The sequence below is a fragment of the Kitasatospora sp. NPDC053057 genome, from assembly GCF_044546945.1.
Lineage (GTDB): Bacteria > Actinomycetota > Actinomycetes > Streptomycetales > Streptomycetaceae > Kitasatospora.
The window spans coordinates 47,453-69,439 of the sequence record NZ_JBITZP010000041.1 but is presented as its reverse complement, the minus strand read 5'-3'; the positions used below and the strand labels follow the sequence as shown (position 1 = coordinate 69,439).

Here is a 21,987-nt window from a genome sequence, read left to right as displayed (position 1 = left end):
CGGGTCCGTGGAGGACTTCCACGTCGTTGTCGTCTGCCAGGAGACCTTGCCCTCACGCAGGATCCGGCGCAGGGTCTCCCGGCTGACCGCGGTGACGACATTGTGCTTGACCAGGTGCTCGGCGAGCTTGGTCAGGCTCCAGGTGGAGAACGCGGCGATGCCCCAGTCGGCGGGGGACGTCCGGGCGATCAGGCAGATGCGCTCACGCAACTGGTCACTGATCGTCTTCGGGCGTCCCCCGCTCCATTTTGGGTCCAGCGCGTCGAACCCCCGCTCGTTGAAGGCGTGGATGACATTGCGCACGTAGTCCTCGCCGACCCTCAGCAGCGAGGTGATGTTCTTCACCGGCTGGCCTTGGGCGGACATCAGTACCACGATCGCCCGCCGCAGCCGGACCGGATCCTTCGAGGTCCGGCCGATCCGTTGAAGCCGCCGGCCCTCCTCCACGCTCACCGGCCAGACGAACACTCCCGGACGACGCCCCACGACCACCTCCAAGATCAGATCCCGGAGACAGCCTGACGGAACTACCAACAGCCGATCAATTTCCCGGTCGACCTATCGAGCCGAGCCACTAGGCCGTGTTTTAGAAGGCGTCGAAGGTTCGTCTGGTGGGCCGTCCTGGAAGGCTTCGGGCGGCCAACCAAAGGATGAGGTCGCGAGCGATTGTGCCGATGTTGGTCTCGGTGGCCACGTCGTGTTCGCGACGGCTCGCGTCACGGCGGACGATCTCGTATCCGCCCTCGTCGAGGACGGCGACCGAGACGTACCAGACTGGGTCGTCCTCGTCGGGCTGGATGACGACGAACGTGTTGTCGGTGTCGTTGAGGTCGTCGACCAGCATGAAGATGGCGTCTTCGGACGGGTCGTCGATGTGGTCGCCGTTCTCGCTGTCGGCACAGTAGTAGGTAGCGGCCACCGATCTCTCCCCTTGTGCGACGCCCGGTCCGGGCTCGCGGCCAGCATGGCACGCGAGCCCGACACCCTGGGCCTCACAGCCACTGGTTGATCGCGGCGACGAGAACGGCCGCCTCGAAGCGAACGGCGAGTTTGTCGAAGCGGGTGGCCACCGCCCGGTGCTGCTTCAGCCGGTTGATGCCGCACTCGACCGCGTGGCGGGCCTTGTAGTCTTCACGGTCGAAGCGAGGCGGACGTCCACCGCTCGCGCCGCGGCGCTTGCGGTTGCGGATCTGGTCGGCCGGCTCCGGGATGGTGCACCGAATGCCGCGTCTGCGCAGGTAGGCCCGGTTGGCCTTGGACGAATACGCCTTGTCCCCCCGCACCCGAAGCGGACGGGTACGGGGTCGACCCGGGCCACCCGTATCGCGTCGAGCACCGCCGTGAACTGCGGTGAGTCCCCGCGCTGGCCGGCCGTGACGAGCAGGGACAGCGGTTTCTGGCGTTGCTCGCACGGCAGATGAATCTTGGTCGTGAAGCCGCCCCGCGACCGGCCCAGCCCGTGGTCCGAGGGCTCGTCGCCGACCCCGCCTGGCGGCTCCTTCTGGGCAGCGCCGTCCCGTCGAGCCCCCGCAGCGTGCTGGTGGGCCCGGCAGACCGTGGAGTCGACGTTCACCTCCCAGACGATCATCCCCGCCGCATCGGCCCGCGCCTGCAGGCCAGCCAGGATCTGCTGCCAGACACCCTGACGCTGCCAGCGGCGGAACAATCCGTAGATCGTCTGCCATGGTCCGTACTCGGGCGGAACGTCCCGCCATGGAGCGCCCGTCCGCACCCGCCACCGAATCCCGTCGACCAGCCTGCGGCGCGACCTCACCGGACGTCCCACTCCGGCAACCGGCAACAACGGCTCCAGCACAGCCCACTGGCCATCCGACAGATCCCCCCGTCCCATCCGCCGAGCCTGGCATCAGGCTGGATGACCTTCCAAAACAGGCCCTAGGCGTCCGGGGCCGGGCGGCGCAGTTGCAGAACGGTGGCCGAGGGCCGGTCCTCGAGCCGCGTGGGCGGGGCGCAGCGGCGGCGGTGGGCCGCGTACCAGGTCTTGGCCTTCTCCTCGGTGGTGGTGTCCAGGCCGGAGGTCCAGCAGGCGCGGCAAGTGGTGGTGCGGGTCTCGGGGGCGAATGTGAACGGTCGGCGGCCGGTGGTCACCTGGGCTTCTTCGGATGCTGAGACGGTGGGGCAGGGCGGGCGGGGCTGTTGTGACTGAGCGCTTCACTTGGCGAGTTGAGCACCTCGCTCGGAAGGCATGGCCGGGAGTGGCCGCCACCTGGCGGGGACGTCGCGCATGACCAGAGCGCAGTCCAGGGTCGCACTCCCCGGCGGGAAGCGGTCCGGGTCGTCGAAGAAGGACGACGCGGCAGAGCGAACTCGGCCTGCTTCCACGTGCCAGACGTTGGTCCGCAGTTCCATACCGTCCAGGTGAGGGCCGGCGCTGGTGGCCGAGAAGCCCTTTGCCCCGGCCCGGAAGAAACGGGAAGCATCGGTGAGATCGGCGAAGAGCTCGCTGCCGCGCAGCTCGTCGGACAGCTCGACGGTGACATCCACTCGGGTATCGCCGTCCCGTGTCGCCAGTGCGACGCTTATCTGACCGGGCGTCTCGTGCGCCTCGAAGTCGGCGCGGCCGTGTTCACCGGGGAAGATGCGGCCTCCGGCCCAGGCGTTGAGCCGTGAGGCGGTGACGCGCTGTGGGATGTAGACGCCGGTCTCGACGCCGTCCGGTCCGTCCCATTCGACGGCGATCCGATGTGCCGCGTTCTCGCTCCGCAGCCCGAACGCCTTGGGCGCCCAGGGGGGCCGGACACTTCCCAGGCGCAGCAGGCAGATGCCCGCGACCGCGTAGCCGTGCACCAGTTGGGGGCGCAGTGGCCCGGGGAGCAGGCGTGCCGCGACATCCGGGGCGACTCGGTAGTTCACCAGTAGCCGTCGTTCAACGACGCTGGCCAGTCGTGGCTGCCTCATGACCCCTCCTTCTGCGCCCCGGGGCGCCATTTGGTGTGGCGAAGCACGATCTGCTCGGGGCAGACAGCGCTGAGGAACCGGCCGATGCAGGTGGCCAGGCGATCCTCGGCCAGCGCGTAGAAGATCCGGTTGCCTTCCCGTCGCTCGGTGACCAGTCCGGCTCCCTTGAGCACGCCGAGATGTCGTGAGATGGAGGGCGCGCTGATCGCGAACCTGGCGGCGATCTCGCCGGCCGCGAGCTCGCCGCCTCTGAGGTCCTCGAGGATCTGGCGCCTCGTCGGATCGGCGAGAGCACGGAAGGCTCCTGCTTCGTCCTGAGCTTCTGTCATACCTACTATTTAGCATCTTTGCTAAATATCTAACAATGGGTCCCATGACCTCCGTGGCAGTTGCGGCTGACCGCTTCGGCTCAGCCCGCCAACTCGACCGCTCACTCGCCAGCTGAAGCGCTCAGTCACAGCTGTCGGAGGGTCGGGCGGTCGGCCTCTCCCCGGGGCCAGGTCATGGTTGGGGAGAGGCCGACCTGTGACTGAGCATTTCAGTTGGCCAGTTGAGCGACGACCAGGCAGGGTATCGCCAGAGTTGGGCTGATGGGCCTGGTTTGGGTGATTTCGCCCGTGCATCCACCGACGTGCTGTGTCCTGAGTGTTGTGGACGGCGTACACGTTGAGGGCACTGGGTCGGGACCGATCTGGTCGCATACCTGCTCACTGGATGATCTTCTCGTTCCGTACGAGATCCCTGCTCAGGCGATTGAGCGCCTGGACCTCGGACCGGGGTGGTCGAGGTCTTGGGCCGCGACGTGGAAGGTGGGGAAGGCTGAGGTCGTCAGCCCGGTGAGGTCCCTGGCCGGGGTGCCGGCGATGGCTTCGGTGCCTGTACGGCGCTTCGCCTGGCAGACGAGGCAGCGGCACCGTCCAGGGTTGGAGTGCCTGGTCTCCACCGGTCGGCAGCACGGCTTCGAGAGTCTGGCCGAGCGGTGGCTGCTGCTCGTCCTGGACTTCGTGGGCGGGTTCGACGAAGTGCTGGCTCAGCCGTTTCGGCTGCGATTCACATGGTCGGAGGGGAAAGGCGCGCACATCCCGGACTTCCTCGTACTGGCAGCGGACGCGTCCTGGCTGCTGAACGTTCGTCCGGCAGGTCTGATCGAGGAGGAGGACGAGGTGCGCTTCGCTGCGGCCGCCCAGGCGGCGGCAGCGGCGGGGTGGCGCTATGCCGTGGTGACCGGCTGGCGGGGACGCGTGCTCGCGGGAATCGACGCTCTCTCGGTACGACGTCGGCCGATGACCGACCCGCTCGGACTGGAGCGGCAGTTGCTCTCCGCCGCGCGTCGGTGCCCCTGGCAGTTTGGGGAGTTGGTGGACCAGACGCGGGTTCCTGCGGTCGCGCGAACACACGCGGTGCGGCTGCTCTGGCAGCGGCGGCTGGCGGTCGATCTGACTCAGCCGTTCGGGGATGGGACCTGGGTCTATCCGGCGGGGACGGTGTGATGGACGGCGAACGGCAGCAAACGCGATTCGAGGATCTGACCCGCGAGGACCAGCAGCGCCTGCTCTTGCGGGTGGCTCACCTGCTGGAGGCCGAGACCGGCTTTCGCAGTGGCAGCCGGCACTGGGCACGGGAAGGAGAGCCTCGGCCAGAGTTCGACCCGGGGCGAACGACGCTGACTGAACGTCGGCTGGCAAAGGTCGCCGAGTTGAAGGCTCTGCATCCTGATGACGCACGCCAGTTGGGGCTCGGGCAGGCCAGCGAGCGAACCCTGCGGCGATGGTCCGCCGGCTGGCACGAACACGGGATCATGGGCCTGGCGGACGGACGCCTGACCCCGGTGCTGCGCGGGCACCGGTCGATCAGCCCGCAGGTCGCGGAGGCGATCCACGCGGTCCACGCGGAGTGCCTGCACCGCTCACGGGTCGGGATGAAGACCAAGGAGCGGATGATCCACCAGTTCGTCTGGGAGAAGCACGGCAAGGAGGCGGAGAAGTCGATCCCGCACTACACGACACTGTCGAAGGTCTGGAAGGAGTGGTTCGGCCCCGAGGGGGGCCGCCAGCGCTATCTGCGGTCGGCGGCCGCGGTGGAGACCGGCGCGTCCACGGTGACGATCACACGGCCCGGACAGGTGGTGGTGCTGGACACCACCCCGTTCCCGGTGAAGCTGCTCGACAGCGTCTTCGGAGAGTCGATCACTGCGGACCTCACTCTCGGGCTCGACGCTTTCACCCACTCTCTGGTCGCATTCCGGCTCACCCCAGGGTCGGACTCCTCGATCGAGGTGGCCATGCTGCTGCGGGACGTGATGGTCCCGCTGCCGATGCGCCCGGACTGGACGCCTGATATGGCTTGGCACTACCCAGGGGTCCCCGCTGCCTTGGTCACCGAGTTCGCCGGCCACCCGGTCGCCGGGCGTCCGTTCTTCGCGCCGGAGACGCTGACCAGCGATCACGGAAGCGTCTACAAGAACCACCACCTGGTCCAGGTGGCCCGCACCCTCGGGGTGTTGGTGCTGCCGGCCCGCGCGATGCGGCCGCAGGACAAGGCCGCCTGCGAGCGCGCGTTCTCCGGCATCCAGTCGCTGCTGCTGGAACTGCTGCTGGGCTACCGCGGGCGGGATGTCGCGGACCGTGGTGCCGACCCGGAAGGCGACGCTGCCTGGACCGTGGACGAGATGGAGCACCTGCTGGCGACATGGATCGTGAAGATCTGGCAGAACCGGCGGCTGGACCAGTACGCGCCCACCTGGGATCCGGGCGGGCGCCACAGCCCGAACACGCTGTTCGCTGCCGCAGCCGCCCGGGACGGCATCGCCCTGCAGATCCCCGACCTGGACCTCTACCACCACCTCCTTCCCGCCCACTACGTAAAGATCCACGGCGCACGCGGGGTCAAGATCGGCGGGCTCTGGTACGGCGGCGGCCACCCAGTCCTCACTGATCTCGGCGCCTTCCCGTCCCCGCGAAGCGGCCGCCACCGCGGCAAGTGGGCGGTCAACCGCGACCCGCGCGACTGCCGCCAGGTGTACTTCGAACGCACCGGACAGTGGCACACCCTGCCCTGGAACGGACTGCCCTCCAGCGGGGACATCCCCGCATTCGGCGACGCGCGAGTCCAGCAGGTCCTGCGCGAGGCCGCCCGCGCCGGCCTCAAACCGCGTGAGGAGTCCGAACTCCTCCCGGTGCTGCTTGACCTGATCTCCGCACACACCCCGGTCGCCGCCTGGCCGAGCCAGTTGACGAAGGCCGAGCGGACCGAGCGGGCCCGGGAGGTGGCCCGGGCCCGGGCCACCGAGCGCGATCGCGCGGGCCCGGCCGCCGTCCGGTCCGCACCGATCGCGCCCAGCCCCGTCGAACTCGTCCAGCAGAACCGGCAGGCGATCGACAGCGAGCGCCGCCGCCGTCGGGAAGCCGCGGTCCCCGAACTCCCCGCGCCGCCCGCCCTGCTCGGCGAAAACCTCCGCCGGCACAGCCTGTTCGCACTGCCCAGCACCGACGCCCCGGACGACTGCGAGTCAGTAGAGGGAGGGCCGCTATGACCTCCGGCGAGACGGCGCCGTTCGTACTGCCCGGCCCCTCTCCAGCCCGCGAGACCTTGACCGGCTGGCAGCACTGGCGCCTGACCCGCCGGTTGTTCACCCCGGCACCCGCACTGGATCTCGCGGCGTGGCGGCTGCTGAGCCCCCGGAAGAAGATGCTCCACGACCTGCACCGCGCCGCGACCCACACAAACCTTCCGTTGTTGTCCACCCCGATGAGCCGCGTGGTCGAGCGGCTCCTCAACGGCCGCATCGAGAGCAACGCGCTCAAGCTCAAGCCCGCCACCCGTGCCGGCGTGATGGTCTCCGGTGGCGGCTATCAGGGCAAGACCGAGTGCGTCTGCGAAGTCGCCGCCGCGTTCGAGGACCGCTGGCTCGCACTGCACCAGCACCTCAACCCCGATGCAGGTCCCGGCTGCCGGGACCTGCACGCCCCGGTCGCCTACGTCCAAACACCGGTGACAGCAAAGCCGAAGAGCACCTGTAAGGCCATCCTGAACTTCTACGACACCCCCGTCAGCGCACGCATGGACCTGCCCGAACTGATCCACCAGGTCGCCGCGTCCCTGCGCGACCACGGCACAAAGGTCCTGATCCTGGACGACATCACCCGACTGCGCATGCACCGCGCTGACGACCAGGACACCCTCGACCTGATCCGGGCCTTCATGAGCATGCACGTCACCCTGGTCCTGATCGGCGTCGACATCCCCGGCTCCGGACTGCTGCGCGAGGGCCGCCACGACCCCGCTACCGGCCAGTGGCACCTGCCGGCCTCCCGGCACGCCAAGATCCACGCTCTGGAAGCAACCCAGACCGAGCGGCGCTTCGACCTGGTCGAGCTCGACCGCTTCCGCTACGACACCGCGCCGCAGATCGCAGCGTGGCTCCAGCACCTGCGCGGCGTCCAGGACAGCCTGCGGCTGCTCGATGCACCCGAGGACATGCTCACCGCAGGCGCCATGCCCGAGTACCTGTTCCAGCGCACCAACGGCGTCGTCGGCCTGCTGGAGCGATTGATCGAGGACGGCTGCCGGGAGGCTCTCGACACCGGCCTGGAGCGGCTGACCAAAGACCTCCTCGAAGGCCTGGCCATCGACCTGAGCCACGCACCGCGCCGCGACCCGGCAGCCGGCGAGATCCCCGCCGTCCCCGCCACACGCAAGGCCCGCAGCACTCGCCGGGGCCGCAACACCGTCTTCGACGACCGCGGCCCAGCGGCAGGAGACGCCTCATGACCCGGGACGACCCGGGCGCTCGGCGGACTCCGCTCCCCCGCAGCCTGGACCCCCTGCCGGAGGAGTGCCTCAACGGCTACGTCCTTCGGCTGGCCCACCGTTTGGGCGTCTCGCCCGACCACATCGCGCGCCGCACCGGACTGGGGGAACTCAAGGACAACGGCCAGACCGTGGCCATGGCCGTCCGGTCAACAGTGCTGCCCGCGGCGATGGCCGCCGACTTCGCCATCACCACCCGGCTCACTCCGGCCGAGACCGTCCGGCTCACCCTGGCCGACTGGGCCTCCCGCTACCCGCCCATCAGCCTCGTTCTCGACGGCCTCCGCCCTGGACGCCATACGCCCCAAATGGACTGGCTGTTCTCGACCACCGCCCGCTACTGCCCGGACTGCCTGGCCGGCGACGGCTCTCCCGTCCAGGACCGGCACGGGGGTCCCTGGCAGCGCACCTGGCGACTACCCGTGTTCTTCTCCTGCCTGCGGCACCAGCGCTTCCTCGAACACCTCTGCCCCACATGCCGACAGCCCGTCGCCGCCTCGGCCCACGGCCAGCTGATCACCCGGCCGAGCATCCTGGGCCTGCATCCCGCCCAGTGCCGGCAGCGACGCCCCGACCTGGACAGGCCGTCACGCACAGGCGATGGCCTCTGCAAAGCCCGCCTCAACCGCGCCGACCTCCACCCGGCGGACCGCCCCGGCTCTGAACTCCTCGCTCTGCAGGCGAAAATCTCCGAGATGCTCACCCCCGCGCACCCCGCCGAGCAGGCGGGCCACTACTACACCGAACTCCAGCTCGTCGCCGCACTGGTCATCATTACCTGGCCCCGAACCCGGCCCGACGCGCCCAGCCCGGCGACGGCTGCGGCCGACCAGCACGTCGCCCGGAATCACTCCCCCAACGCCCCTCAGCGCTCCAACGCCCCACCCGCAGACGCCCGGGCCTGCGCGGCCTTCCTCCACGCCGCCGACGCCATCCTGGCCTCCGACGCTCTGCGCGCCGCCCTGGCCCAACTCGCACCGACGGAGAACCGGACGCGCACAGGAATCACCCCTGTCCGCCACCACACCTGGGACCGCGCGTTCAAGATCTATCGCGACGGATGCTCCGAACGGTTCCAACTCGCGGCAGAGACCCTGGTCCACACCTTCCGCCGCGGTCCGAGCGGTCACCGGGTTCCTCTCAGCCAGGTCGCCTACCGTCCCGAGCACGTCCCTGCATTCATCCCCCAGGAATGGGCCGACACGCACCTCGGGCACTTCACCGGTGCCAGCAACCGTCTCTTGCGGCGCACCGCGGCCACCTACCTCGTCCGACGCGCCCGCGGCGGCTCCCTCGTCGATGCGGCCCGGTTCCTCGGGATCAGAGTCGGTCCCCAAGGAGCGATCGGTTTCGGCAGGGATATCGGCAGATGGATCCGAGCCCAGGACAATCTGCACGCGTTCGAGTTCGCCGTCGACGCCATCGCCGCCGAACTCGAAGCAACACCGGAGATCGACTACGAGCGCCGCCGCCAGTGCCTCGCCGACTGGACTCTCCCGCGTTCAGCCTGGCACCGCATGGTGAGCCAACTGCAGGAACAGCCCGGCAGCCGGGCCATCACCAACGACCGGAAACGTCTCGCGGTCTCCGCCTACATCTGGGCGCAAGTCACGCACGGCGAGTACTACTTCTCGCCCTGCCCACCTCACATCGCCTCCGACCCCGCAGCCCACGAGATGTGGATGCGAGAACGCCGCGCCACCATGCGCAAACTCCAGCACACCGACCGACATCCCTATTACCGCCGGCTCAAGCCGCTCCTTGACGACCACGCAGCCCAACTCACCAAAGCCATCGACACCGGAGTGATCACCTTCGGTAATTAGCCAGCAGATCGTGGGCCGCCGACGCAGACCACTGCCCGGCACCTCGCGATGGGCAGACCGAGCGCCGCTACCGCTGACGGTCGGACACGACAGCCGACGGGCTGAGAATGCGAAGGACGCCATCGAACCCAATCTGGCACGATTCCCGTCATCGCCTTGAGGCGGTCAACAGCCCGGTGAAAGGCGAGGAAGCACGTGATCTCTGACTACCAGCAGCGACTGCGAGAACAGTTCCTGTCCGTCCCCGTCATTCCGCCACCCGCTCCCTGGCGCCCGGTCTTGGACCGGCGCACCCCCATCGGCGGACTGCTCGGGATCGGCTTTGCCACCGCTCCCGACGACGGCCGCGACCTGGTCATGGTGGTCTCCGTCGACGGTCACGGGCTCTTCGACGCCGCGACCGGCGAGAAGATCGCCCGGGACCGTGACCCTGACCCCGATGGCAGCACCCCGGACGCGGAGCCGGATCTCTCCTGCCCCGGGCTCAGCCCCATCGCCGCGACCCGAGTACGCATCGCGGGCCTTTTCGGAGGCGGGCTGCACACCACCACCCAGGACGGCTGGACCCTTGAGGTCGTCAGCCCCGAGTGGCCGCACGACCGCGTCCTGCTGTCCGCTGACGGAGGCATACCCCACAACGGTCCGCACGGAGAAAGCTGGTGGCACATCTTCGACGCCAACTACTCCGAACTGCGAGCCGCCGGCTTCTCACCGTCCGGACGCACCCTCGCCATCGCCACCAGCAGCGACCTCACCCTCTGGACCCGTCCGGCGCCCGACACAGTACCCCCGGGCGAGGCCGGCGCATGACACGCGACGACCTCGCCGCAATGCTCGCCGAGCAGACGCCGGCATGCGACCCCGCACGCGGCGCCCTGCTCACCGGAGGCACCTTCGTCGTCTGGGACGGCCTGGTCCCCGCGAACCGGGTCGCAGCCACCTACCGGGCCCGGCTCCGAATCACCCAGAAGCGAGGGCAACCGACACTCGCCCTCGCCAAAACCGTCGAGATCCTCAGAAGCGCAGGGGACGAACTCCTCCGCATCGGCCGGGTCGACACAGCCGATCGAACATGGACGTTCATGCTCTTCCTCAACGCCACAGCCACCACGGTGTTGGCCTGCACTGGTGTCGACGCTACCCAAAACGAAACGACGGACTGACAGCAAGCCGAACGCTCAACTGGCCAACTCGATCGCTCACTGGCCAAGTGAAGCGCTCAGTCACACAACCGGACTCTCTACTGCTGTTCGGGCGGCACCCAGCCGCGGACTTCCAGGTAGGCGATGTCGGCGTCGGCGACGGCGCGGCCGGTCTCCACCAGCCAGGCGCGCATGGCCTCGGTGACGTCGCCGTGGTGGTCGGCGACGCGCTGGGACCACTCGGCGGCGTCGAAGCCGCCGGTGCTGGCGGAGCCGTAGGTGCGCTCCTCGGTGCCGTCCGCGCGCGGGATGAAGCCGCGGCGCAGACCTGGGGAGTCCTCCGTGGAGCCGGCCGACATCGTGTACTGGTTGGCCTTCATCCGGACGGTGAAGGCGAGACGGCCGCCGGCCTGCCCGGTCTCGTGCACCACCGGGGCGAGGTGGGAGGCGCCGGACTTGATGGCCTGCTTCCCGGCGCGGCCGGCCATGCTGCCGCCCGCCTCACCCACGACGTCCTTACCGCGCACCCGGGCCTTCTGCCCGGCCTTCGTGCGCCGCCGCTCCACGTTCTCCCGGGCGACGGCACCGAGCGCCTCGGTGTCCCGCTCACCCCCGCGCACCGCTCGCACGACCTGGCGCAGCGCGCCGACGAACGCCGCCCCTTTGCCCTTGGTGAAGAACTGGGACACCAGACTGGCGTCGCGGCCGAGCATCCTTGCGACCTGGCGCTTGGTGTAGCCCTGGTCGATCAGCTCCTGGGTCAGGCGCGCGGCCTCGTTCGGGTTCTGCGGATCGGCCGGGCTCACTGGTCAGTCCCCTTCTCGGTGGCGGCGAGTTCGGCGCGGCCCAGGCCGCGCAGCTTCAGGTACTGCTCCTGGCTCCTCGGGTGCTCCACCGGGCCGGTCAGGTGGCCCTTGAGGAGGTAGTCGCCCGGCTCGCCCCGGTAGGGCCAGGGCTGGCGCTCCGTCAGGGCGATGCCGTCCGTGCCGAAGTACACGACCGTGCCGGGCCTGGCGTGCAGGGCACCGGCGTACCCGATGACCTCCTTGCCCTGCCGGTACTTCATGTCCAGCAGCGCCGCCCGCGCCCCCGACCACACGTACGCCGCCCACTCCGGGTGCGCGTACGGGTCGCGGGAGAACCCGGCCTGCCGCTGCCAGGTCACCACCGTGTCGTCCTGGCCCAGGATCTCCACCCCCGCCGGAAGCGCCTCACCCAGCGGCGTGGTGCCGGAGACCAGGCGCGGGCGCTGCGCGAAACCGCCCAGGCCGAACAGCAACACCGACCGGACCGCACGGGAGGCGAGGTAGGCCGCGGTGCGCTGCCGCTCGTCGCCGTGCAGCTTCGAGAGGTTGGTCAGGTCCGCCCAGGCCGACTTGAGGCGCTTACCCCACTCGTCCAGCGGCTTGCCGTCCTCGAACAGCAGCCCGCCCAGGATCTCGACCTTCCATGGGGCGAGGTGGTTCGACAGGGCGAGATGGACCTCGGCGCCGCCCGCCCAGGTGGTGAACGTGGTGCCCGGCTCGGACGGGTAGATCCAGGCGCGGTCACCGGTCACCGGCGCGGGCAGCAGACCGACGTGGTTCCACCCGGCCGGGACCGTGACGCGCACGTTCCAGTGCGAGCAGGACATCAGCGCCTTCGTCTGCTCGGCCTGCGTCATCGCGGCGAACGCGGCGGCGGTGATCCGGCGCGGGGTGCCGACCGGTGACTTCCACAGGTGCTTCGCGTACGCGAAGGTCCTGTCGTACTCCACCAGGGCGGGCAACTGGTCCGGGACGCGGGGCGGCAGGATCAGCTCGGTACGGCCCTGCCCGCCCGTCGCGTGCAACAGGCCGCGCAGCTCCTCCGACAGCACCGGGTAGCCGCCCGCCCACTTCCCGGTGGTCGGGATGGTGCGCGACCACAAGTCCCGGCCGGTCTGCGACGGCGAGCCCATCAGCACCGCGTCGTCCCAGTGACGGCGCAGCGCCTGCCACAACAGCGTGAACGCCTGACGGCAGGTGACCACGTCCGCGCCGTCCGGGTCGAACCACTCCCCCATGCTCCGGATCTCCGCCACCGGCCCCTCCGGAGCGGCAGCCGGGGCGTAGCGGCCGACCGGCTGGCGCTGGTGCACGAAGTGCCCAGCCAGCTTGTCCCGGCCCGAGCCCACCGCGGTGGTCCACCGCTCGGACGGCGTGTTCAGCCAGGCCGCGACCGCGTCCTTGAGCGTGCTGTACCGCTCGGCGCCGTCGTGCCACGGGGCGCCGGCGGTGATGTAGATGCGCTCGGTGCCGGGCGCGGTCGCGAGGACGGCGTCCAGGACCTCCCCGGGGGTGCGGGCGCCGAGGTCGAGCCGCACGACACGGTCGCGCACCGCCAGGTCGCCGGTCGCCGCGTCCAGGAACACCGTGGCGCGGGCCTGCTGGGTGAAGTTCGGACGCTTGGAGACCAGGCCCGTGGTGACGGCCTCGAACCGCGCGCCCGTCGGACCGTCGGGAAAGGTAGGCAGCTCACGCGGACCGGACTCGACCGCAGGACGCAGCGCGGCAGCGACCGGGATCGACGCAGTGGTGCGGTACGAAGCGGCCTGTACACCGGGTTCTGTCTCCCCGGTGACCGATGTGGCCGGCCCCGGCTGCTGGGCGGCGGGCTGCTCGGCGATAGCCAGGTCCTCAACCTCGGCCTGGGCCGAGGGGGCCGGGGCCGGCTGCTCGAGTACGGCGGCGGGGCGGCTCAGCACCGGGGCGACCGCGGTGGCGGGCTCGGCGACCGGCGCGGCCTCCGGGGCTGGGTCGGGCGCGGCGGCGGCCTGGTCGTCGGCCTTGGCGGCGCGCACGGCAGCCGGGGTCGGGTCCAACAGCGGCGCGATCCGCACCACATCGCCGACCGACAGACCGGAGGCCTTCGCGATGGCCGGCGCCTGAGCGCCCTCGTACCCCGCCAGCCCGGCCACCCGGCGCGCGCGCTGGGCGGTGAGCTTGTCCAGCTCCTTCCGCGCGGCCACGACCGTCTTCTCGGCGGCCGTGATCTCGGTGCGCAGCTCACGCAGACCGGCGAGCTCGGCGGTGTACGTCTTGCGGTCCATCAGGCTTACTCCCCCTCGTCGGTGGTGTCGGTGGTCGGGTTGGTGGTGACGTAGGCGATCGGGCCGCCGGAGACCGACGGCAGGCGGGTGCCGAGCAGCAGGCCCGCCAGGCGGGCGTCCTCGGGGTCGGTGGGATCGGCAGCGTTGGCAGGGGCGGTGAGGTCCCTCAGGTAGCCGGCCATCCGGGCCTTCGGGAAGCGGAACCGGCCCGCAGTGCCGACGGTGCCGTCGGCCTCCCACTCGGCCAGGCCGGTCAGCACCGCGACGACGAACCCGGCCACCGTCACCGGCAGCACGGTGCCGGCCGCGACTCGAGCCGGATCGCACCGCCACCAGCCGGACAGCGCGGCCAGCAGCTGCACCTGGTCCAGGCCGGCGCCGAAGCCGATCCACTCCCGGTCCGGCTCGTCCACCCGCGCGGGGGCGTCCGAGCGCAGCACCGCCACCTCAGCCACGCCGAGCACGGTCAGGTCGGCGGCGGGCCGGGCCTGCAACTGCTGGAGCGCGGCCAGCGGGAACACCTGCCGGCCGACGTCGCGCACGCCGGGGACCACACCGGTGGCCATCAGCTTCTTCACCGTCGGGATCGAACACCCCAGCACCGTCCCGACTTGACCGGTCGTCACGAACACACCCACAACCTCCACGCCTATTCATCTAACTTGAAACGCTAGGGCCACTCTACGCCTCCCTTCCGACACCGCCCATGCCTTTTTAGTAAGTCGTACAAGCATGTGGGATGCGTCAACGCCCGTGCCCTTGCTCACCACTGGCCCTTTGGGGGACTATCCGCGCCGCCCCGGCGGCCCGCTGTCCAGCGGGGAGCGGGCCGAGCCGCAGGATCCACCGACAACGGCTGCGGCATCGGGCAGGGGCCTGCCACCCTGCGGACATGGTCGAATCACCGCACCCCCAGGCCGAGCTCTGCCAGGCGCAGCGCAGCGGCCCCACTGACCGTGAGCGCTGCCCCGAACCGGCGCGGTTCGTGATCCACCGGCACCTCGACTCGGAACTGGTCGTCTGCCCCGGCCACCTGGGTCCTGTCGTCTGAACGCGCCCAACGTCTACTGGCTGCCGCAGATCTCGCTGGTCGATGCGAACGAGCACCCGAGCACGCCGTCGTCACCGGCGCCGACAGTGACCAGAGGAGGCAGCGCGCGAAGGACTGGGCCGCCCACCTCCTGGAGGAAGACCCCCACCGGCCCCCAACCCCACGCTGGACCTGACGGACCCGAAGGATGCCAACCACCTCTTGGCGACCATCCTGGCAGTCAGCCCCGGGCGGCGGTCCAACGACGTGCTCGGCGCCCTTCTCGGTGCTGTCGAAGCGCAGCTCGCCACCAAGGGCCCGAACACCGTGCCAGCGGTCCTGCGCGGCTACGGCGCCGCCAACAAGATGGTCAACGGAGGAAAGGACTGGGCCACCGTCCTGCACCTGCGCCGGGCCCGGACGGCCGCCGAGATCGGCCACGTCCTCGACTCGGACATCGGTCACACCGCCGAAGGCGCGGCCCACATCGTCTCCGGACTGCTGCGCCTGGCCGCCGCCGTCCACGGGCTCCAGGTCAGGGGCCCGGGGGGCGCGGTCCCCGGGCAGGCGATGTACCAGCAGACCAAGAAGGTGGTGGCCCAGGTCCGCCAGGCCATGGACCAGGACGTGCGCGGCGAGCTCGCCCGCGCCGGCCACCGCGTGTAGTGGCGCGCGCGGCCACCTGGCCAGTACCCGGCAGCCGCGGCGCCCGGGCACCGCGATGGTGTCCGGGCCCCAGTCCGTCCCCTACTCGGAGCTGGTTGTGTGTCAGGCCTCGATAGTGAAGGCCGGCTCGTAGGCCTCATCGACCTTGATGTCCTCGTACACCACGGTCTGGCACAGCCGGTTCCACCGGTGGCCGAGGAAGAGGGAGAGTCCCATCGGGCAGGCCAGGAAGAGGTGCATGCGCCGGACCGGGCGGGTCACGCCGCGCAGGTGGTCACGGATACCGACAGCCAGGGCGTTGGCGGCCGTGCTGTCGGGGACAGAGCCGTCCTTCGCGGGCCCGCCGGGCGTGGTGAGGACGATGAGCTTGGAGACGGGGACGTGCTGCTCGCGCAGGTACGTCATGACGTCCTTGGTCGGGTCGGTGGCGATGGCGATGGCGACGGCGAGCTCGTCGCCCTGGTCGACGGGGTGCTCCTCGGCGCCGGGGGCCAGAGCGGTGTCGTACGGGTTGCTGGTGGACCAGAGTTGTCCGCGCTGCATGACGGCGACGTCGGCGCCGGTCACCATGCGGAAGGCGGTGCCGGCCAGGAAGGCCGGGGCCAGGCGGATGCTGCCGGTGATCGAGACGGCGGTGCTGCCGACGGGAAGTCGGCCCGGGGTGGCCTCGATGTCCCTCTGAAGCTGCTCCCAGGTGTTCGGAGGGAGGGGGCGGCGCTTGGTGTAGTCGGAGTCGCCGTCGAATCGGTCGACCCAGTCGAGGGCGTGGTCGGCGTCCGGGGCAAGTAGGTCCGGCTTGAGTGTGGCGATCGACAGGACGGCCCGGGCGGGGCCGGCCTTCAGGTCCAGGGTGTCGACGGCGGACCGGACCATCTCCAGAGTGAGCTTGCGTCGGCCTTCGCGGACCTTCTCGGCGACCCAGTTGGCACCGGCCGTCACCGCCCGTTCGTCGTGGCGCAGGCCGGTGACGGCCATCAGCAGCTGCAGGTGCTCCTGGAAGCGGACCATGTCCTGGGCCAGGTCGAAGCGCAGGACGGACAGGAGCTCGCCGAGTTCGGCCTCGGTCAGGTCGGCGTCCTGGGCCCAGCGGGCACGGGCCTGGCCGAGCTTCGAGTTGGCGCCCCCTTCGCCCGCCTTGGGCATCAGGAACCCGGTGCGGGCGTCGCGGACGGACACCAGGTCGTCGTCCGGGTCGGGTGCCCGGTTGGTGACGAGGACCAGCTCTACGCAGTCGCCGTCCGCGGTCAGCTTCCGCCATGCCTTGGCGATCTTCTTGAGGACCGACGGGCCGCCGCTCGGGCTGGGCTTGGTCAGGTACTCCTCGTTGACGGGCGTGGAGCTGTCCACGGTGTACTTGACCTGCTTGTAGGTGTGCGGCGCGGCGTCGCGCAGCTGGACGACGTCGTCGAGGTTCCCGACGCCGTCCAGTTCCACCCCAACCGAGCGGACGGGGTTGTGCGAGCGGGCGGCGTTCTCACGCAGGAGAGTCAGGCACGCCTCCCAGGCGGTGAGCCACTGGTAGTAGTCGCCGGTGGTCCTGACGCTGGTGGGACCGGGGGCGGGTAGGGGCTCCATCAGTGCTCCTCGGCGAACACGGGGGTGGGCTTCAGTTCCTCGGCGAGGGCGAGGAGGTCCTCGTCGCGGACAGGCTGGTCGGGGAAGGCCCGCAGGATGGCTGCCGGGACCAGACGCTGGGTGATGTCGGAGAAGGTGTAGCCGGGCCGGCCGGTGCTGGGGCCGGTGCGCGCGACGAGCTTGTCGACGGTCTCGGGCCCGATGGCGAGGCCGTCCAGAGCCTGGGTGAGAACAGCGTGGCGCTGCCGGTCGTCAGGGCGCCCGAAGGTGAAGGTGGCAGCCGCGCGGCGCATGACTGCCGGGTCGAGGGCACCGACGCGGTTGGTGCACAGCACGACGATGACCGGGACCTCGGCGCCAGCGAGGCTGTCGATCCCGGCGAGGAAGGCGTCGACACCGGCCCGGTCCTCGTGGTGCATCTGCTGCGCTTCGCGGGACTGGACGAGGGCGTCGGCCTCGTCCACGACGAGCACCAGGACGGAGTTCACGCCGCGGGGCCCCTGGACGCGGCGGCCTTCGGCGTGCAGGTGGGCGAAGGCGTCGCCGATGAGGGCGGTCATCTCCCCGACCAGGCCGCTGCCGCGGGTGGCGAGCTTGAGCCGGTAGAGGAGGACGGGCAGGTCGAGCTGGTCGGCGAGGTCGCAGCCGAAGGACTCGGCGAGGGCGGACTTGCCGGAGCCGACGTCCCCGGCGAAGACGAACAGCGGTGCCCGGTCGGCGAACAGCTTCAGTACGGCGACGTCGCCGCCGTGGTGTGCGTCGGCCCATGCCTGGAGCTTGCGCGGGTCGGCCAGCAGGACGGCTTCCTTGCGCAGGCGCAGTTTTATGTCGTCCAGGCCGACCAGGCGGTGGTAGCGGGCCCGGCGTACGGCTTCGGGCAGCTCGATCACGGGGTGGAACAGGTCATCCTGGCTTGCCACTCGGTCTTCCTCCTGGTCGATCGGGGGTCAGTGGGCGACGTAGACGTCGCGGGCGACGCCGGCGCCGTTGCGCGCGTAGCTGTGGCTGGCGGTCGTGGTGCCGGAGAGCGCGCTCGGCGCGTCGGCGCCCTGCCGGGAGAACGGCAGGGTCTCCTTCACTGCGGACTGCTCGCTGCTGGACAGGCCCTGGAACTTCAAGCTGTAGGTCAGGTAGCTGTAGAAGCCGTAGCCGCTGAGTTCGGCGGCGCGGGGCAGGCTGCCCGGGCGGCCGTCCGTGAGCTGGCCGCCGAGGGTCGCCGCCGGTCCCCCGGGTCCTCGGGCACCGTGCTCTGCGCCACCGCCAGGCGCAACGTCCTGCTCACGCCCGGACTTTCCCGGCGCGCCCGGTCCCCCGCCCGGCGCGCGCCGGGGAAGTCACCCGTACGTGTCCCCCGCCGCATCCGGCGCCGGAGATGGCAAGTGCCAGTGGTTGCGCGGTCATGAGATCAGGCAGCGGGCGGCGATGCCGCGCAGCGTGCCGGCGGCTTTCGCGTTGGCCATGGCCTCGGTGGTGGGCTCGCCGTGCAGTGGCCCGCAGAGGATGACCGGGCGCTGACCCTCGACCGCCGACCACAGGCGGTCGTCCAAGGGGATGCCGTCGCCCAGGGCGAACAACTCGTTCTGAACGGCGGTTTGCGCATCGTCGAGACGGACGATCCGCATGAGGCGGCGGGTGCCGGCGTCGAAGGAGACGACCCATCGAGGGTCACGCTGCAAGGTGTCTGTCCACAGCGGCCAGCCGAGCCCGGAGAGGTCATCAAGCTCTCCGGCGGGGGTGCGCGGCTCCATGCTCAGTTTCAGCAGCCAGCCCGCGGGCTCGACATAGCCGCGGGAGAGGACGAGGCCGAACGGGGTTTCCTGCCTGGTGCCAGCCGTGCGGCTGCGGTCGGTGCCCATGTCGAACAGGATCGCAACCGTGCAGCCGCGCAGCACTGGACTTCACACAGGTTGATGAAACAGCCGCGAACCACTTGCACCGGGCTCCACCGACCGCCAGCACGACGGGCCGATGTCTGCGCCCGGTGAGCGGGGCCAGGGCGGGCAAACTCACCAGCACCCCGGGCGCCGAGCATCCCGAAGGGATCGGTGCCGCCGTCACAGGCCAACTCTGTCGGCAGCAGGTCCGACACATTGATCAGCCTTGAAGCGGAGTCCTAGCGCCGTCGAATGGCGACCGCGAACTGCTCCGTGTCGGTGATCTCAGCCGCGATGAACTCCGCCGTGGCGCCCGGGCTGCTGAACGCCGCCTCGCGGCGGTCCTCGGCTCCTGACCGACCGAACGGGCGGAGGACGGCGGCGGTCGACGTGGCCGTTGTCTCCAGGACCGTCGCATGGTGGAGGATCAGCATGTCGGCGACGAAACAGGTGACCGCACCGTCGGCATCGCGACCGATCCACACCGGGTAGGTGCCGTCGCCCATGCCGCTCGGGTACGCGATCAGGTTGGTACCGGTCGTCGCCTCCCGGACCTCCGGGTACGGGGATCCCCCGTCGGCTGCGAGACCGCCGTTCTCCTCGTCGATCTGCTCCGTGAGCGCCTGGCGGCCCGAGGCGTCCAGGAAACAGGCCGTCCCGGTGTCCACGCCGAACCCGAAGAAGTGCCCGTCGCCCAGCAGACGAGAGTCCTGCCCCGGACGCAGTGCGAGCTCCCAGCCGGCTGTCGGGCGCTCGCTGATGCGCAGCATCGCGGCAAGGGTCTCGCCCCATTGCCGGCCTTCCCAGCACATCGTGGCGATCAGCACCGGGTAGTCGCCGGGCGGGACGGTCACGGTGAAGGGCTGGTCGCGGTCGTCGATGGTGTGCGGATCCGCGGCGAGGACGGATCCGGTGGGCAGGTGGAGCAGGCCTGCGTGCTCAGGCTCGCTGATCACCGCGATGTCCCCGTGGCGGTCGGTCAGGCGGCTGCCCGGTGTGAACATGACCTCCAGGTGGCGCGGCCTCGCCGGCTGCGGCGCCTGCCACAGCGGCGGCCTGGGCGCGGCGACCGGGGCTGGCTCGTGGGCGCCGTCCGACACCGATACGAGATTGATCGGACCGTCCAGTCCCAGCAGGCGTCCGTCGAGGTAGGCCGTCCACTTCCCGAACTCGGCCTTGGCCACGGTGTGGTGCTCGGACGGGACCTTCGTTGAAGTGTGCAGGGAACCACCACTGTCGAGGACCCTCTTGGCCGTCCCGTCCGGGTGAACGGTCAGCGTGAACGTCCACCCACGCTCCACGAACTCCGGTTCCTCGGCGGACGCGGGACGCCGCTCCTGGTACTGGCGAAGGTGCAGTCGGCCCGGTTCCAGCTGGCGGTACTCGAACTGCCTGGTACGCCGTGCCTGCCCGTCGAACAGGAACAGCCCGAGATACCCGTGACCCCAGTCGACCTGAAGCAGGGCCAGCGGCCGTCCGTCCGCACCGGGGGCGCCGACCAGTACGGCGTACGGCTCCCCGGCGCCGTCCCGCCGCCGGGCCTCCCGCTCCGGTATGAGACCGGCTCCGGCCCGGGCCTTCGGGTCCCAGCCTTCGCAGTACCTAACCTCCAGCGTGTTGGCGGCGCTCGCCAACATCCCTGCTCCTTGCCCTTATGTGATGCGTTTCCGGGTTGTTCGGGCGCCACGCTATCGACGGGCACCGACAGCAGCCCAGACCGGGGGATGACGGTTCGTTCCGGGGAACACGTGTTCACCGCCGTCAAGGTCGCGCGTGCCGACCAGCGCGCCGAGCCGGTCCAGGAGGCGTAGCTCCGTCTGCCTCGGACGCCGCCGCAACTCGACGACGTGGGCGTGGTAGAGGGGCTGGGCGGCGGTGGGCGGCGTCGGTGGTCTGGCAGGCCATCGGGTACGGTCACGGTTTCACGTCCGCTCAGTTCCGGTGACGGGCCGTCCTGATCGCCACCGGGGAGCGGTGAATCCCACACGAACCGTGTACAACCCCTAGGGAGCTTCCTCGTGCACCAACTCCTGCGCCGGAGCCTTCCGGCCCTCGCCGCCCTCGGCATAGCCGTCGGCACTCCGCTGCTCACCGCCGGCACCGCCCAGGCCCAGGCCGAGCACGGATGCGGCGCCGTCGGAGTCCAGTTCTCCGTCGACGGCGGCAAGGGCTGGATCTCCGACGGCCGGATGTCCCAGCCGCACGGCGTCATCCAGGTCCGCCTGGTCGGCGACGTCGTGGACGGCTGCGACTACCGGATCTCGCTGGCCTCCTACGACACCGAGGGGCCGACCTGGGCCACCTCGGGCAAGCAGACCTTCCTCGGCTGGGCGACCACGACGCTGCGCAGCGGGAACCGCCAGGCGACCCTGGACGTCTCCGCCCACCTGCCGAAGTGCTACGGCCAGATCGACCTGTACAACGGCGACAAGAAGTTCGACGGCGTCGCCAACCCCGCGCCGAGGTACCCGGACGGCGTCTTCACGGACAACCTGATCTCGGCCTGGAACGGCGGCAAGGCCTGCGCGCCGACCCCGAGCGGCACGCCGACCGCCCCGGTGCCGACCTCCTCGGCGTCGCCCACGTCCACCGCGACCCCGCACCCGACCGGGACGCCCACCGCCACGACGACGCCTTCGGGCACCGCCACCGCGACGGCCACCGCCTCGCCTTCCACCACCGCCAAGCCGTCGGCGTCGGCCACCACCGGGACGCCGTCCGGCGGCACCCCGTCGACCACCCCGGCCGTGCCTGCGGACACGACCGGCCCGGTCGGCAAGCCGACCGCCAATCCGGTCTCGACCACGCCGGCCAGCACCCTGGCCAGCACGGGTGGCAACAGCAGCCAGATGATCGTCTACGGCGCTGGTGGGGCCGCGCTGCTCGCCGTCGGCGGGGGCGCGCTGGTGATCGCCCGCCGTCGGGGTGCCCGCCGCTGAGGTATCCAGGACGCCCGCGGTCCCCGGACCACGGGCGTCCGTCGGCCGCATCCCCGGACGGTCCGGAACCGGCGCCGGTACTCGTCGGCGTCATGCCGTGCCGGCGGCGGAGCGGCGGGCCGCGTTGGAGGAGATCG

Annotated in this window: 21 protein-coding genes and 2 pseudogenes; 9 read left to right on the top strand and 14 right to left on the bottom strand. The window is 70.6% G+C overall.

The features are described 5' to 3' along the window. From ACIG5E_RS31645 to ACIG5E_RS31620, 6 genes and pseudogenes are all read right to left on the bottom strand, one after another. On the bottom strand, positions 1-492 hold a 492-nt coding region (locus tag ACIG5E_RS31645; protein WP_396539249.1), incomplete at its 3' end, for a transposase. A 94-nt stretch (positions 493-586) separates the two neighbouring features. Continuing rightward, positions 587-919 (bottom strand): hypothetical protein, encoded by a 333-nt coding sequence (locus ACIG5E_RS31640; protein WP_396539243.1) that lies wholly within the window; start codon positions 917-919, stop codon positions 587-589. Positions 920-992: 73 nt separating this feature from the next. Next, positions 993-1,852: pseudogene (locus ACIG5E_RS31635) on the bottom strand (IS5 family transposase). A gap of 44 nt (positions 1,853-1,896) precedes the next feature. Further along, a complete protein-coding gene (locus tag ACIG5E_RS31630; RefSeq protein ID WP_396539241.1) occupies positions 1,897-2,109 on the bottom strand; it encodes a hypothetical protein in 213 nt (70 codons plus the stop codon). 63 nt (positions 2,110-2,172) lie between these two features. Next, entirely contained in the window at positions 2,173-2,919 is a 747-nt protein-coding gene (locus tag ACIG5E_RS31625) for a DUF2071 domain-containing protein (protein ID WP_396539239.1), read from the bottom strand. Further along, positions 2,916-3,248, bottom strand: a complete 333-nt coding sequence (locus tag ACIG5E_RS31620; RefSeq protein ID WP_396539237.1) for a metalloregulator ArsR/SmtB family transcription factor — start codon at positions 3,246-3,248, stop codon at positions 2,916-2,918. Before ACIG5E_RS31620 ends, ACIG5E_RS31625 begins: the two co-directional genes overlap by 4 nt. A 594-nt stretch (positions 3,249-3,842) precedes the next feature. Between ACIG5E_RS31620 and ACIG5E_RS31615 the strand changes: the two genes are divergently transcribed. From ACIG5E_RS31615 to ACIG5E_RS31590, 6 genes are all read left to right on the top strand, one after another. Further along, on the top strand, positions 3,843-4,409 hold the full coding sequence (locus ACIG5E_RS31615; RefSeq protein WP_396539235.1) for a hypothetical protein: 567 nt from the start codon (positions 3,843-3,845) through the stop codon (positions 4,407-4,409). A gap of 206 nt (positions 4,410-4,615) precedes the next feature. Then, positions 4,616-6,451 (top strand): transposase, encoded by a 1,836-nt coding sequence (locus ACIG5E_RS31610; protein ID WP_396539233.1) that lies wholly within the window; start codon positions 4,616-4,618, stop codon positions 6,449-6,451. Further along, a complete protein-coding gene (locus ACIG5E_RS31605) occupies positions 6,448-7,689 on the top strand; it encodes a TniB family NTP-binding protein (RefSeq protein ID WP_396539231.1) in 1,242 nt (413 codons plus the stop codon). Before ACIG5E_RS31610 ends, ACIG5E_RS31605 begins: the two co-directional genes overlap by 4 nt. Beyond that, positions 7,686-9,554, top strand: coding sequence for a TniQ family protein (locus tag ACIG5E_RS31600; RefSeq protein ID WP_396539228.1), 1,869 nt, complete (start codon positions 7,686-7,688; stop codon positions 9,552-9,554). Before ACIG5E_RS31605 ends, ACIG5E_RS31600 begins: the two co-directional genes overlap by 4 nt. 195 nt (positions 9,555-9,749) lie before the next feature. Beyond that, the gene (locus tag ACIG5E_RS31595) at positions 9,750-10,364 is read left to right on the top strand and encodes a hypothetical protein (protein ID WP_396539226.1); all 615 of its coding nucleotides are present in this window, start codon (positions 9,750-9,752) and stop codon (positions 10,362-10,364) included. Beyond that, complete coding sequence (locus tag ACIG5E_RS31590) at positions 10,361-10,717, top strand: hypothetical protein (RefSeq protein WP_396539224.1); 357 nt, start codon at positions 10,361-10,363, stop codon at positions 10,715-10,717. The genes ACIG5E_RS31595 and ACIG5E_RS31590 overlap by 4 nt, the downstream gene beginning before the upstream one ends. 77 nt (positions 10,718-10,794) lie before the next feature. Here ACIG5E_RS31590 and ACIG5E_RS31585 read toward each other — a convergent pair whose 3' ends face one another. The 3 genes from ACIG5E_RS31585 to ACIG5E_RS31575 are packed head-to-tail and all read right to left on the bottom strand — an operon-like array spanning position 10,795 to position 14,392. Beyond that, positions 10,795-11,502 (bottom strand): helix-turn-helix domain containing protein, encoded by a 708-nt coding sequence (locus tag ACIG5E_RS31585; RefSeq protein ID WP_396539222.1) that lies wholly within the window; start codon positions 11,500-11,502, stop codon positions 10,795-10,797. Further along, positions 11,499-13,766 carry a hypothetical protein gene (locus ACIG5E_RS31580; RefSeq protein WP_396539220.1) on the bottom strand — a complete coding sequence of 756 codons (2,268 nt, stop codon included), beginning with the start codon at positions 13,764-13,766 and terminating at the stop codon, positions 11,499-11,501. The genes ACIG5E_RS31585 and ACIG5E_RS31580 overlap by 4 nt, the downstream gene beginning before the upstream one ends. A 5-nt stretch (positions 13,767-13,771) precedes the next feature. Then, entirely contained in the window at positions 13,772-14,392 is a 621-nt protein-coding gene (locus tag ACIG5E_RS31575) for a DNA-binding protein (RefSeq protein ID WP_396539218.1), read from the bottom strand. 266 nt (positions 14,393-14,658) lie between these two features. Here ACIG5E_RS31575 and ACIG5E_RS31570 point away from each other — a divergent pair, with 266 nt between their 5' ends. Continuing rightward, positions 14,659-14,817, top strand: a complete 159-nt coding sequence (locus ACIG5E_RS31570; RefSeq protein WP_396539216.1) for a hypothetical protein — start codon at positions 14,659-14,661, stop codon at positions 14,815-14,817. Positions 14,818-15,018: 201 nt separating this feature from the next. Further along, positions 15,019-15,462 carry a hypothetical protein gene (locus tag ACIG5E_RS31565; protein WP_396539214.1) on the top strand — a complete coding sequence of 148 codons (444 nt, stop codon included), beginning with the start codon at positions 15,019-15,021 and terminating at the stop codon, positions 15,460-15,462. A gap of 102 nt (positions 15,463-15,564) precedes the next feature. Here the strand turns inward: ACIG5E_RS31565 and ACIG5E_RS31560 are convergent, their stop codons facing one another. The 5 genes and pseudogenes from ACIG5E_RS31560 to ACIG5E_RS31540 all read right to left on the bottom strand — a co-directional run bounded on the left by ACIG5E_RS31560 (position 15,565) and on the right by ACIG5E_RS31540 (position 20,548). Further along, entirely contained in the window at positions 15,565-17,037 is a 1,473-nt protein-coding gene (locus tag ACIG5E_RS31560; RefSeq protein ID WP_396539212.1) for an SAVED domain-containing protein, read from the bottom strand. Then, complete coding sequence (locus ACIG5E_RS31555) at positions 17,037-17,957, bottom strand: AAA family ATPase (RefSeq protein ID WP_396539210.1); 921 nt, start codon at positions 17,955-17,957, stop codon at positions 17,037-17,039. The genes ACIG5E_RS31560 and ACIG5E_RS31555 overlap by 1 nt, the downstream gene beginning before the upstream one ends. 27 nt (positions 17,958-17,984) lie before the next feature. Continuing rightward, positions 17,985-18,239 (bottom strand): annotated as a pseudogene (locus ACIG5E_RS31550) (hypothetical protein); the annotation flags it as partial. A 195-nt stretch (positions 18,240-18,434) separates the two neighbouring features. Then, a complete protein-coding gene (locus ACIG5E_RS31545) occupies positions 18,435-18,893 on the bottom strand; it encodes a hypothetical protein (RefSeq protein WP_396539209.1) in 459 nt (152 codons plus the stop codon). Positions 18,894-19,150: 257 nt separating this feature from the next. After that, the gene (locus tag ACIG5E_RS31540; RefSeq protein WP_396539208.1) at positions 19,151-20,548 is read right to left on the bottom strand and encodes a DUF4241 domain-containing protein; all 1,398 of its coding nucleotides are present in this window, start codon (positions 20,546-20,548) and stop codon (positions 19,151-19,153) included. A gap of 381 nt (positions 20,549-20,929) precedes the next feature. Between ACIG5E_RS31540 and ACIG5E_RS31535 the strand changes: the two genes are divergently transcribed. Next, the gene (locus ACIG5E_RS31535; protein ID WP_396539207.1) at positions 20,930-21,850 is read left to right on the top strand and encodes a hypothetical protein; all 921 of its coding nucleotides are present in this window, start codon (positions 20,930-20,932) and stop codon (positions 21,848-21,850) included. Positions 21,851-21,987 lie beyond the last annotated feature (137 nt).

Bases quoted from the DNA above. Each gene is read 5' to 3' on its own strand.
- ACIG5E_RS31590 (WP_396539224.1), top strand. From the start codon at position 10,361: ATGACACGCGACGACCTCGCCGCAATGCTCGCCGAGCAGACGCCGGCA.
- ACIG5E_RS31605 (WP_396539231.1), top strand. From the start codon at position 6,448: ATGACCTCCGGCGAGACGGCGCCGTTCGTACTGCCCGGCCCCTCTCCA.
- ACIG5E_RS31620 (WP_396539237.1), bottom strand. From the start codon at position 3,248: ATGACAGAAGCTCAGGACGAAGCAGGAGCCTTCCGTGCTCTCGCCGAT.
- ACIG5E_RS31570 (WP_396539216.1), top strand. From the start codon at position 14,659: ATGGTCGAATCACCGCACCCCCAGGCCGAGCTCTGCCAGGCGCAGCGC.
- ACIG5E_RS31600 (WP_396539228.1), top strand. From the start codon at position 7,686: ATGACCCGGGACGACCCGGGCGCTCGGCGGACTCCGCTCCCCCGCAGC.
- ACIG5E_RS31545 (WP_396539209.1), bottom strand. From the start codon at position 18,893: ATGGGCACCGACCGCAGCCGCACGGCTGGCACCAGGCAGGAAACCCCG.
- ACIG5E_RS31580 (WP_396539220.1), bottom strand. From the start codon at position 13,766: ATGGACCGCAAGACGTACACCGCCGAGCTCGCCGGTCTGCGTGAGCTG.
- ACIG5E_RS31560 (WP_396539212.1), bottom strand. From the start codon at position 17,037: ATGGAGCCCCTACCCGCCCCCGGTCCCACCAGCGTCAGGACCACCGGC.
- ACIG5E_RS31540 (WP_396539208.1), bottom strand. From the start codon at position 20,548: ATGTTGGCGAGCGCCGCCAACACGCTGGAGGTTAGGTACTGCGAAGGC.
- ACIG5E_RS31625 (WP_396539239.1), bottom strand. From the start codon at position 2,919: ATGAGGCAGCCACGACTGGCCAGCGTCGTTGAACGACGGCTACTGGTG.